General features: G+C 55.4%; 9 protein-coding genes. 7 read left to right on the top strand and 2 right to left on the bottom strand.

Translation table 11 applies throughout. The features are described 5' to 3' along the window. The first annotated feature begins 73 nt into the window (after window positions 1-73). From ACA053_RS15180 to ACA053_RS15195, 4 genes are all read left to right on the top strand, one after another. On the top strand, window positions 74-973 hold the full coding sequence (locus ACA053_RS15180; RefSeq protein WP_497392962.1) for a hypothetical protein: 900 nt from the start codon (window positions 74-76) through the stop codon (window positions 971-973). Window positions 974-1,071: 98 nt separating this feature from the next. Continuing rightward, complete coding sequence (locus ACA053_RS15185; protein WP_497311632.1) at window positions 1,072-1,713, top strand: DUF1345 domain-containing protein; 642 nt, start codon at window positions 1,072-1,074, stop codon at window positions 1,711-1,713. 76 nt (window positions 1,714-1,789) lie between these two features. Further along, a complete protein-coding gene (locus tag ACA053_RS15190; RefSeq protein WP_497392963.1) occupies window positions 1,790-2,629 on the top strand; it encodes an AraC family ligand binding domain-containing protein in 840 nt (279 codons plus the stop codon). Window positions 2,630-2,680: 51 nt separating this feature from the next. Next, complete coding sequence (locus ACA053_RS15195; RefSeq protein WP_497392964.1) at window positions 2,681-3,289, top strand: LysE family translocator; 609 nt, start codon at window positions 2,681-2,683, stop codon at window positions 3,287-3,289. A gap of 79 nt (window positions 3,290-3,368) precedes the next feature. Here the strand turns inward: ACA053_RS15195 and ACA053_RS15200 are convergent, their stop codons facing one another. Next, entirely contained in the window at window positions 3,369-6,134 is a 2,766-nt protein-coding gene (locus tag ACA053_RS15200) for an autotransporter outer membrane beta-barrel domain-containing protein (protein ID WP_497392966.1), read from the bottom strand. Window positions 6,135-6,371: 237 nt separating this feature from the next. Then, on the bottom strand, window positions 6,372-9,422 hold the full coding sequence (locus ACA053_RS15205) for a hypothetical protein (RefSeq protein ID WP_497392967.1): 3,051 nt from the start codon (window positions 9,420-9,422) through the stop codon (window positions 6,372-6,374). Window positions 9,423-9,437: 15 nt separating this feature from the next. Here ACA053_RS15205 and ACA053_RS15210 point away from each other — a divergent pair, with 15 nt between their 5' ends. From ACA053_RS15210 to ACA053_RS15220, 3 genes are all read left to right on the top strand, one after another. Beyond that, window positions 9,438-10,463 carry a LacI family DNA-binding transcriptional regulator gene (locus ACA053_RS15210; RefSeq protein WP_497392968.1) on the top strand — a complete coding sequence of 342 codons (1,026 nt, stop codon included), beginning with the start codon at window positions 9,438-9,440 and terminating at the stop codon, window positions 10,461-10,463. A gap of 170 nt (window positions 10,464-10,633) precedes the next feature. Further along, the gene (locus ACA053_RS15215) at window positions 10,634-11,416 is read left to right on the top strand and encodes a sugar phosphate isomerase/epimerase family protein (protein ID WP_497392969.1); all 783 of its coding nucleotides are present in this window, start codon (window positions 10,634-10,636) and stop codon (window positions 11,414-11,416) included. Continuing rightward, window positions 11,409-12,395, top strand: coding sequence for a sugar kinase (locus tag ACA053_RS15220; protein ID WP_497392970.1), 987 nt, complete (start codon window positions 11,409-11,411; stop codon window positions 12,393-12,395). The genes ACA053_RS15215 and ACA053_RS15220 overlap by 8 nt, the downstream gene beginning before the upstream one ends. Window positions 12,396-12,464: the final 69 nt, after the last annotated feature.

Genomic DNA, 12,464 nt, shown 5'->3' on the forward strand with positions numbered 1-12,464 from the left:
GGAACGATCAAACACATAAGCTGTTTCCTGCCGCGCGGCAATTAAATACTCCCCTACCGGTTCAGGAGCGCATATGGAAATCACCACCACGGGCTTTATCAAAGCGGACTTGAGTGAAGAGTTCAACTTTCACGGAGACAAAAAACCGACTCTTTACCATGACCCTGTGCACAATTTTTGGGTCGCGAACTCAGCCGATGTAAAAGACGACGGGCAAAGCTTCTTGATCGAGCTGCGGATACCGGATGAGGGAGATGTGACGAACAAGGAGTATTCCATTGACAGTGACTATTCAAACCTTGCCACCGCCAAGGCAAGCTGGATTGAATTTCGGGATTCTAACTGGACGCCTTTTCTGGCTAAATCGGGCAAAGTAAAAGTAACCATCGATACTAAGCAACAAACTGTAACGGGCACTTTCGATTTCACCGTTCGCCTTCCAGAAAACAAGGAACTTGTCGTCAGTCAAGGCTTATTGGAGATGAAAGACTTTGAAGTCCTGGCAGCTTCAAAGGCAGATACTGCCGGCGCCTTCACGGCTACACTTGAGGGTGGCGCGTATCAAAAATACAACCCCAATCAATTCCTGCTCGTGGCACGCCCCGGGAATCCGGAGGTAGGCCTGAAGGTTCCACATTGGCTGGCATGGTCCCAGACCTATTCACACGGTGTGCCCAACCGCCCGCTGGATATAGTCACTATCTCATTTGCACGCGACCTTGGACCTGGCACTTATGACCTGGCCGCATTCAAGGATAAAATCCTCGTCAGTTACAACGAGGTTTATCCCGGAGCAGCAGGCTATCCGGCACAAAGCGGCATATTGGTGGTTGAGGAAGTGCCCGCGGATGGTTCATCGCATGGTTTGTTCAGGGGACGCCTGGAATTCATCAGTGAAGAAGCCTCCAACGGGATGCGAATTACGTTTAAAAACGGAGTTTTCACTTTCGACAGTAATCCTCAAACCCCTTGACGCTTTTGACCTGCCTTTGATTGATCTGAAAGGCAGCGCTTGATGCACCACTCACGGCAAGGCTATGGTGCTGCAAAAGGCCCTGACCGTGAGTCTCCATGCCCTTCCTCGCCCGCACCCACCCTCGCCTGTCCGCCGCCACCACCCTTGGCGTCGCGGCAGGCATCCTGGCTCCGGCCGATTCGATCATCAGCAAAATCCTCATCGGCTGGAATGTCGGGGTCTGGACGTACCTGATCCTGATGCTCTGGCTCACCACGCGCGCCAAGGCCCCGGACGTGAAGCGCATTGCCGAAGTCGAAGATGAAAACGCCGGTCTGGTGCTGTTCGTGGTGTGCATCGCCGCGATTGCGAGCCTCGCGACCATCACCTTTGAACTGGCCGGCAGCAAAGACCTGGAAACCACCCGCAAGCTGCTGCATTACGGCTTCACTGCGCTGACGGTTCTCGGTTCATGGCTGCTGATCGGGGTGATTTTCAGCGTGCACTACGCCCGTCTGTTCTACACCTGGGATGGCAAAGACCTGGCGCTGCGCTTTGCAGAAGGCCTGGAAACGCCCAATTACTGGGACTTCCTGTACTTCTCTTTCACCATTGGCGTGGCGGTGCAGACCTCGGACGTCGGCGTGGCGACCCGGGGCATTCGCAAAATCGTGCTGGCACAATCGCTGATCGGTTTTTTGTTCAACACGGCGATCCTCGGCTTCTCGATCAACATCGCGGCAGGACTGTTCAACTGATGCGTGCACAAACGTTCTAGGCATCGACCTCGGCATCGGCGTTAAATAAACCGGCAATCCGTCCCACAGGTGCAGCATGACCACTCACAACTGGATCGATCTGGCCCAGGACGCCGATACCGCCATCGAGACCCTGCGCGCGCATTTCCAGGGCCACGCCTACGACCCGCATTGGCACGACAGCTACCTGGTGGGCGTCACCGAACAAGGCGTCCAGCAATTCAATTGCCGGAGGGCGACGCATCAAAGCACGCCGGGCAAGGTATTCCTGCTCGAACCGGGTGACATCCACGACGGCGACGCGCCGACTGAAGACGGTTTCACCTACCGCATGCTGTACCTCGATCCGCAGTGGCTGAAACGTGAACTCAGTGCCGTCTTCGAAAATGCCCCCGACAACAGTCAATTGAGTTTCGCCAACATCCTGGCCAGCGATCCACGACTGGCCCACGCCACCAGCCTGGCGTTTCAAACGCTGCATCACGGCGAGCTGAAAATCGTCCGCCAGACCGCGCTCGATAGTTTGCTCGAACGTCTGACCAGCCATTTACACTGGCGCACCCGTTACGGCGAAGACCCGCGCCTGCCGTTGGTGGCGCAGAGGGCTCGTGAGTATCTACACGCCAATGCTCAATACGATATCGGCCTCGATCAATTGGCCGCAGCAACGGGTGTCGACCGTTTTCGTCTGACTCGCGCCTTTAAGGCCGCCTATGGCATGGCACCCCACGCCTACCTCGTGCAATTGCGCCTCGCCACGGCCCGGAGAATGCTGGCCCTTGGGAGTCAACCGGCAGCAGTGGCGATGGAACTGGGCTTTGCCGATCAGAGCCATCTGGGCCGCTGGTTTGTCCGGGCATATGGCTTGACTCCGGCGCTGTACCGCAAGCGCTGCTCAAATCTTCCAGACGCATGACCCGAACTTTGTGAGGATCGGCTCCAGAGATCATTCACGGAGCCCGCTGCCATGTTGTCCACCGTTCCCACACTGCTGCCATTTTTGCTGTTCGCTTTTGTCGCGTCCATCACGCCGGGGCCAACCAACATTCTGGTGCTGAGCAACAGCGCCCGCTTTGGCTTCAAGGCAGCGCTGCCGATCATTTTCGGCGCCTGTGCCAGTGCGGCGCTGATTGTGTTGCTGGTGGGGAGCGGTGTGGGTGAGTCGCTCTCCGGATTGCCAGGGGTGCAATCGCTGATGAAATGGGCCGGGATCGCCTGGCTGAGCTTCCTGGCATGGCAGATTTACCATGCGCCGCTCTCGACATTCACCGTGGAAGGTGGAAAAAGACGCGAGTTTGGATTGTGGGCAGCCGCGAGCTTGCAGTTGGTCAATCCAAAAACCTGGATGATGGCGTTTGCCGTGGTGGGTGTGTTCGCCGGGGTCGGCGATGATCGTCAACTTCAGATTGTCGGGCTGTCGCTGGCATTTTTTCTGGTTTCGCTGCCGTGCCTGACTGTTTGGGCACTGTTGGGAAAGGGTGCAAACCGATGGCTTGGCTCGGCAAAGGCCCTCCAGCGTTTTAATCGCGCAATGGCGTTGCTGCTATTGGTTTCTGCCTTGCTTGCGCTGGCGTGACGCGAGGCTTCAGCTAAAAAAATGCCCCGAAACGTTCGGGGCATTGTTGTATTGAGTTAGCTGACAGCAGCTGTCTCCATTAAAAGAAGTAGCTCAACCTCAAGCTCCCGCTCCAGTCCTGACTGACTGTCCTACCTTTGCTACCACCCATTTGACCGGACACCTGCCAGTTTTTTTGTGCAGGTGTCCATTTCAGGACTGCACCATATTCAACGGCACTGCGACCACGATCGTCATCGAAGGCGTCATCGTCATTGATCGTGACCTCGTTGGTTTTTACAAACTCATGAGTGACGGCGGTGACCAGACTCGGCTCCAACACGCCCCCACCTTCGAGCGCAATTGCTACCCCGCCCCGGATGCCGACTTTGCCTTGAAACGAACGCATGGCATCGCTTTCTACTTCCAGCCCATTGTCCAGTCGATAGTTGTCGCTCTGGGTGATGGCTGTGGCCAGTTGCACTTTAGGTTCGATAAAGTAGCCGTTGTCGAAACGAATATGTTTGCCCACCGCCACCGACCCGCTGACACCCAATGCTTTGAAGTCACCTTTGGCACGCGTGAGGTTGCTCATGGTGACCTTGGCCTTGTTATCAAACTGGTTGATCTTGGCCATGACGTTCACGAAGACACCGCTATCAACATCGGACGTGTTGCCATAGACACCGGCGTGCCGGCTTTCAACCGTTGCACTGGACCCGTACTTGAGATCCATTCGGGTATGGCTCGAACCAACGAACACGCCCAGCCCCCATGACCGGCCCGCCAGTTCGACTGTTGTGTCGGCACCGGCAGTAATACCCGTCTGGTTTTGGGTATACCCGTCGCCGTAGGCGTTCTTGATGCTGTATTGATTGCCGTACGTGCGCACCCATACGCTGTTGCTGAGGTTCTTGACCGCGCCGTCATCGGCTGCACGTACCGAACCCATCTGATTGTCGCTCATGCCACGCTCGCCCAACTGGTCGCTGAGCAAGGCCATTTCAGCGTTCATGATACTGCGAGCGCTGCCTGCCAATGCCAATACCGTATTGGTCGACGTACTGACTGTCTCCTTGTCCGGGCGCAGGTACAAGCCCTCGCCCTCCCTCGCCAGCCGGTAGACAAACGTGCCGCCGTCCACTGTTTCCCCATTATTCAAGCTGACGTCAGCGTTGCCCGAATTGATAATGCCGATGTGTACGTCCTCGGCAGTCAGCGGATTGTTGCCGGTAGCGGTGACATCAAATTTAATTTGACCGTCCGCGTGCCCGGCATTGAAAAAATCGGTATTGCCGGTGCTCAAGTCTGTCCCCGTGAAAACAGTGACGTTTCCGGAGACGTTAGCGACATCCAGCCGAAGGAACTGCTCGTTGGTGCCCATACGCACGATACCGCCGTTGGACGTCAGGTTCTGTATGGCGTTATTCCCGGTCATCACCCACTGCGCCGCGTTGTTGATGCTCAGATTGCCTGAATTGTTGACTTTGCCGGTCAATACCGACCCATTGTCCAGCAGCACGTTGCCATTGATACCGGTAACTACATCACCGGTCATGTTGCTGTCATTTTTCAGCGTAAGGCTGGAAACATTGTCGACATTGCCGTTGAGCACAGAACGGTTGTCCAGCAGCACGCTGCCAGTGGCATCAGTGAGTACGTCACCGGTCATGTTGCTGTCATTGTTCAGCGTAAGGCTGGAAACATTGGCGACATTGCCGTTGAGCGCAGAACGGTTGTCCAGCGACACGCTACCATTGGCATCGAAGAGCACGTTACCGGTGATACGACTGCCATTGTTCAGTGCGAGGTTGTCGACATTGTCGACATTGCCGTTGATTGCAGAATTGTTGTTTAAATTGACCGTTGCCGCTGTCCCCGCAACAGCCTGCACATTACCGTTCAAACTGCTGCCGGAATCGAGACTGACCCGCGTAACGTTTTGCAGATTGCCGTCAATAGAGGCTGCGTTTTGCATCGCCAGTGCGATGGTGCTGCCGGTATCGGCAATGAAATTGCCGCTCAAGGCACTTCCATCGACCTTCACGTTGGCGGTGGAACGATTGGTCGCCTGCAACGCTGTGCCATTACCACCGACAAGTTTTGTACTGCCCAGAATATTAATGTCTGCGACCGAACCCGCGGCACCGGACGAACCCAGTACGATTGCCGAACCCGACCCTCCCTTCACGAGGGTATCTTTGAGCGTTGCGGAACTGGCGTTCACGCCTGTGTTGTCAGTGATGATTTGCAGGCCATCTTGCCCGCCGGAAATGGTACTGCCCGTCGCCGAAAGTGTGGCGCCACCCAATTGCACGCCGTAGCTGGTTGCACCAGTACCAAGAATGGTCGAGTTTTCAACATTCAAAACCGCGAAACCCACGGCATTCGCGCCACCGGGAAGCCCCGTAATTGTGCTACCGCCCTTGACGGTCGCACTTGAGGAGGTGGGAGTATTGATGTTGCGCCCCAGTAGAAGTCCAAAACTATTGGTACTGGTGATTATTCCGTTATCGATAGTGGCAGAACTGTCGCTGAGCGAAATGGCGCCCCGGCCTGTTGAGCTATTAACGGTGACCCCTGTCAGCGAAAGCACTGAACTATCGCGGGCTTCGATCCGCTCACTCTGACCACCATTGAAAATGACATTGGCGCTTTGCGAAGTGATCGACAGTGCGTTTGCATTATTGATCGTCAGTGTTCCGCCTTGGGATACCGACCATGCCTCCGGCGCGGGTGGATTGGTAACGGTTGCGCTTTCTCCTGGAATAAGCGTTCTGGCATTGGCCACGGGAGTACTGAGAATAATTGCGGTAAACAGGCATCCAGTTGTTTTGCAACGTTTGAAACTTGATAGTAGGGGCATAAGAACTCCACGCAGCGAACAAATCCGAAAGCGACTTTTCTGATAAACCAAAAAATCGCCCCAAAAAACGTCCGACAGACTAATCAGCAATCTGCGAGTTAGATGTAGGAATAGTCCCTGTTCCTGTAGGATTTATCTGCAAAATGAAGGGAATTATTGAGAGTCCCCTCGGAGAAATATCAATATCGTGGGAGAGATCAATCTCTCCCACGATATACCTCCCTTACGATTCAACCATCATGTCAGCGGAACAGGGGTTCGGTCGCAGTACTCGGCACTTGAGGTGATCGTGTCCAGTTTTTTGATGATCGGAATCGAAGTTTGAACGCCCCCGATATTTGCCGTGTACCAATACATGATCCAAGCCACCGCACCCCGTCTAGGTTGTGCAAGCTTGAAGATTTCTGCACTGCCAACAGCTGCGACATCGGGCGTACCGGGGTCCTTAATGGTATACGGTTGGGAATCCGCCGTGCCCGGGATCAAGTTAGTACCCGCTTCATCGCTGTACGCTGCAATGTTCATAGTGATGACGGTACCCTGCGGCAAATTGACCGCATCTTTGGGAACACCGATTGCCACCTTCCAGTCAGTCGCCGCATTGTCCATTGCGTAGCAATCCATCTGATCTCTTAAAGGGTTGCGGATCCGGATGGTTGGCGTGAGCAAATCGATTTTCTTGCCACTGACTAGTACAGTTTCTGGACTGGACTTGATAACGTTTTTGTCAATGCCCGTCTTCTGGCGTGTCCAGTAGGCAGTTGTTTCCGGTGTCGGCAGCGAAGCCATGTGCGCAGGGGCAATGACATGACTAAATTTTATCATGTCATCGAATGGTGTAACTTCTCCTACATATTTATCGTTCAGGTAAAACCTGGCCGTTTCAGTCGAACTAAGCGGCGGATCTGCAAGGTTCAACGTCACTTCGATTTTTCCCGGTTTGTCGCGATCTCCCGGTTGTAAGTCATTCGGTGTATTGGAGGCACCGGTGACTACAGGCAAGGCAAAGGCCGGGTTTACATCGCCAGGCAACTCAGGAAACACCCCTCCAGACGGGAACAAATCCATCCAGAAGAAACGCTCTGGCGATGGAAAAGTATCGATTCCCCGAACAATCTCAGTCCATATTTTGAACTCCGAAGCTTCCTCATATGTTCCAAATAGCTCTTCAAAAAAGCCTTTATAGTCAAGTGTGAATGATACATCCGCGTCAATGATAGGGACAGGACCTACCTGTTTAAAATTAGTAACGTCCGAAGTATCTTCAACGTATATCATTGCCTGATCGCCTGGCTCCAGGTTATCAATGAATGCGCGCTCGACGATCGCCTGTATGTTGCCTGTTGCACGAAAGTCATCCAGATAAATTGTGGTGGTACCATCGGGGTCAGTCGCCGGCACCAGCGGTGCTTTATGCAAAACAGGAGGCAATGCAAGACCTAGTGTCATGAGGGGCGCGGGAGTGGAACTTGCGCTTCGGTTTCCAGCATGGTCAGTCAAGAAAAAAAAGGCCATGACCCGGCCGTTCGGGAGTTTGCGCAGTTCAGTGTTGGGCACTGGAACTGTACCGCCAGCCGGAACCGTGCCTTTGAATGCCACAATATCCACGCCACCCGAAACCAAATGGAGCTCGAGCTCATCATCGGGACGGCGATTCGGATAAGCGACGCCAAACACCAATTCCGCGTTCGCATTTGCAGGCACCTGCATCCAGGCTTCATTGACGGTCCTTTGCGGATCGGTCGGTGCATTGGTGAAAACGGCTGCGGGAACTGGTGGGGTCAGTCTTACCGTAGGAAACTTGAGCCCGAATGGCGCGTTTTTGTCAATGACGATCCTGACCTCATTGGAAGGGTCGTCGGTACCGGCACCGTCCTTGTAGACCAAGACTTTCACTATGTACGCAGTAGGACCAGCAGGCTGAGGCAAGTCCGGAAAAAGCGCTGCGTCCAGTTCAATCAAGACAGGGTCGGGACGACTGGCGACCAGGCCAAGTGGCACCATTTTAGCTATTCGGATAGGCGTTTGCCCCTCAACAGCAGCCCAAACATCACAATCATCACCGTCGCGTGGATCTACAAAGGCAGCCAACTTGATAATGATTTTTTGGGTATCCAACTGACTCTTATGAATAAAGTCATCAGCTACCGTCTCCACCGAGATTTCAGTTGCAAGAATACTATTAGCACGCCCACCAAGTTCCGGTGGAGTACCTCTGACTTTAAATACCTTTTCTTGAGCAGTCATTTCCCTTTCTCCTTCATTAAGCCCGGACGGGCCAATTTCACCAGGTGTTACTTGGTCGATTTTCACAAGCGCTTTACTTGACTCGGCAATAAGCCGGCCACCACGAAGTAATTGGCAGACAACAACTGCCGAATCATTATCGAACAGCGAAATTATGTGCGGCAGATACGGCACAACATGATCAAATCCATTTGCTATATCGGTAGCAGAGAGAGGCTTATCCCAAACACCATATGTGCCAGGCAGCTCCGGCCCACTACCGTTCAAGGATGAATATCCTCGCCAGTGAATCCTTGCAATGTCCCCGGGTACGGCGATGGTTGTAAAAGCAGAAATTCGAACGGTAGCGCCACTTGTCAAAGGAGGTTTTGTCGAGTTATTCAGATAACCCCACAATGTGGCGTGCGCAAAGACGGGCTCCGGTAACGTTACTAACGGGGTGTGATCGATGGTCAGTTGTCTGTCAGGCGAGGGATCATCGGTACCGCCTGAACCTTTCCAGATTTTGTAATACAGGTATGCGATGCCGTCAGAAGCCAAGTGTTGCGCCGTCAAATCGAAATACAAGAACGGGACGGTCAGAGGCGTTGGATAAAACTTCCTGTAGAGCCTGCGTCCCACACCGTTCTGACGAAATATCACCCACAGTTCATCGTTTGGTACCGGATCAATCCAATACGGAATAACGATACGAGTTCCTTTAATCAAAAGGTCACGAGGGACATGCCCGGCCGGATCGTTGTCGTCGACGCCTTCCACAGTAAGCGGCTTTGCCAATACGCCTACATTTCGTGGTTTATTAAATGTCATTGAGGTCATTCTTCTACCATCGACGTATAAAACACATTCGAAATACTTTGGTTTTTGGTTTGCTGTCCCGTCGAAGAAATTAGGCGCTTCAACTTGGGTATTGCCTACTGTCAGATCTGACAGGTTTTTCAACCGCCCGTCGGATATATCGGCTTCATACCCCGCTGCCGGAAACATCTGCCCTTGACGAAAACAACGAAACTGTTGTCTCCTGAAACCGGTTTCAGACAATAAGAAGACTCAACCGTGAACGATTTCTCCGCCGCCCAACGCAGCCGCGTCACCATGCTCGACGTCGCCGAACATGCCGGCGTTTCCAAAGCCAGCGTCTCGCGCTTCATCGGCGATGACCGCGCCCTGCTCTCCGATGCCATTGCCCTGCGCATCGAGCAGGCGATTGCCGAACTGGGCTATCGCCCCAATCAGATGGCCCGTGGCTTGAAACGCGGTCGTACGCGCCTGATCGGCATGCTGGTGGCCGATATCCGTAACCCTTATTCGATTGCCGTGATGCACGGGGTGGAAACCGCTTGCCGTCGTCATGGTTACAGCCTGGTGGTGTGCAACACTGATCGCGATGACGAGCAGGAACGTCAGCACTTGGCGCTGCTGCGCTCGTACAACATCGAAGGCTTGATCGTGAACACCCTGGGCCATCACCGCGATGAGTTGCGCGAGTTGCATCGGGAAATGCCGATGGTGCTGGTGGATCGCAAGGTCGAGCAGCTGGAGAGTGATCTGGTCGGGCTGGACAACCCGGCCGCCGTTGAAATGGCCCTCGCCCATTTGCAGGAGCGCGGTTATCGCGATGTGCTGATGGTGACGGAGCCGTTTGACGGCACTAGTTCGCGGATTGAGCGGGTGAGCAGTTTCAAGGCGCAGACTCAGCGACGCCCTGCTTTAACCGGCGCGGTCGTTGAGACCGGCAGCGAACTGACCTCACGGCTGAAAACCTTCCTGAACACGCCCGGCCCTGGCCCGAAAGCGTTGTTCTGCGCCAACGGCATTGCGGCGCTGGCCAGTACGCATTCGTTGCGCGAGTTGCAGTGCAATCTGTTTGAGGATGTGGGGCTGATCGCGCTGGATGATCTGGATTGGTATCCACTGGTGGGCAGCGGAATTACGGCGCTGGCCCAGCCGACGGCGGAGATGGGCGCGAGTGCCTTTGAGTGTTTACTCAAGCGGTTGCGCGGGGATGATGGGCCGGTGCGGACGATGGATTTTTCGGCGCGGTTGATTGTGCGTGGGTCGACCCTTGGGAATATTCGGTGAATATTAGGGCCCTATCGCGAGCAGGCTCGCTCCCACACTGTTTTTGTGCACGCCACAGATCCCCTGTGGGAGCGAGCCTGCTCGCGATGAGGCCCTAAAGAACAGCACAAAACTTAAGACAGCTCCTTTTTTTTGAACAAAAATGAAACCGGTTTCAGAGGTGCAAAACAATGAATAAACCACCCGTTTCCATCAGCCTGTCGAGCTATGGCGCCGACCTGGTCCGCCAACGCGGCCAAGGCAGTTTTGTCGAGGTCTTGGCCGCTGCCGGCGCCTCGCGCATTGAATGGCGCGAAGAGTTGCTGACTGATGAAAATCCGCTGCAACTGGCCGCCGACACCCAGGCCCGAGGTCTGGAAAGCATCTATTCCTCGCCGATGGAGTTGTGGCTGGCCGGCCAGTCGAGACCCAATCCTCAACTGCTCACCACCCTCGAGCGCGCCGAAATATTCGGCGCCAAGTGGCTGAAAGTCTCCCTGGGCTATTTCACCGACAACAACGATCTCCAGGCCTTGAGCCGAATCCTCGCGCAAAGCCCGGTGCAACTGCTGGTGGAAAACGACCAGACCCTCCACGGCGGTCGCATCGAACCGTTTCAACGCTTCTTCGGCGACGTCGAACAACACAACCTGCCGATCAAGATGACCTTCGACATCGGCAACTGGCAATGGCAGGACCAGTCCGCCGCCAGCGCTGCGCGGTTGCTCGGCCGGCATGTCGGCTACGTGCATTGCAAAGCCGTGGCGCGCCGGGCCGACGGCAAACTGGTCGCCACCCCGCCGGTGGCCAGCGACGTGCATCTATGGGAACAACTGTTGCGGCACATGGGCCATGGCGTGATGCGTGCGGCGGAATATCCGCTGCAAGGCGATGACCTGGTGCAGTTGACCACCGAACACGTCGCCACCCTCGCCCGCCTCGGCCAATCCCGCCGGGAGAGTGCTCATGTCTGAGTTCGATATCCTGTCGTTCGGTGAAACCATGACCATGTTCGTCGCCGAGCAGAACGGTGATCTGGCGGCCGTCAGCCAATTCCACAAGCGCATTGCCGGGGCGGACAGCAACGTCGCGATCGGCCTGTCGCGGCTGGGGTTCAACGTGGCGTGGCTGAGCCGGGTCGGTGCCGATTCGCTGGGGCGGTTTGTCGTCGACACGCTGGAAAAAGAAGGCCTGGATTGCAGCCATGTCGACATCGACCCTGCGCACCCGACCGGGTTTCAGCTCAAGTCCCGAGCCGACGATGGCAGTGATCCGGTGGTTGAGTATTACCGCCGTGGTTCGGCAGCCAGTCACTTGTCGGTGCAATCGATCTCCGAGCAGTTGCTCAATGCCCGCCACTTGCACGCCACCGGCATTCCGGCGGCGCTGTCTGCGTCGACCCGGGAAATGTCTTTCGAATTGATGTCTCGCATGCGCAACGCCGGGCGCAGTGTGTCCTTCGACCCGAACCTGCGCCCGAGCCTGTGGGCCAGCGAACAATTGATGATCACTGAGATCAACCGCCTCGCCGCCCTCGCCCACTGGGTGTTGCCGGGGTTGAGTGAAGGCCGTTTGCTGACCGGGTTTGAAGACCCGGAAGACATTGCCGCGTTTTACCTCGATCAGGGTGCAGAAGCGGTGGCGATCAAGCTCGGCCCGCATGGCGCGTATTACCGCACGCCTCTGGATCAGGGATTTGTCGCGGGCGTGCCGGTGGCAACGGTGGTCGATACCGTCGGCGCCGGTGATGGCTTTGCCGTCGGCATGATCAGCGCCTTGCTGGAAAACCACAGCTTTGCCAATGCCGTGCAGCGGGCCAACTGGATTGGCAGCCGGGCGGTGCAGAGTCGGGGGGATATGGAGGGGTTGCCTACCCGGCTGGAATTATCTGTGGAATTCGAGGCCGCCATCGCGAGCAGGCTCGCTCCCACAGGGGATTTGTGTCTGACCTAGATCCAATGTGGAGCGAGCCTGCTCGCGAATGAGGCCCGCCCAGTCACTGAAGATGTAACTACCTGCTGC

It is taken from the genome of Pseudomonas sp. LBUM1672 (assembly GCF_059695655.1).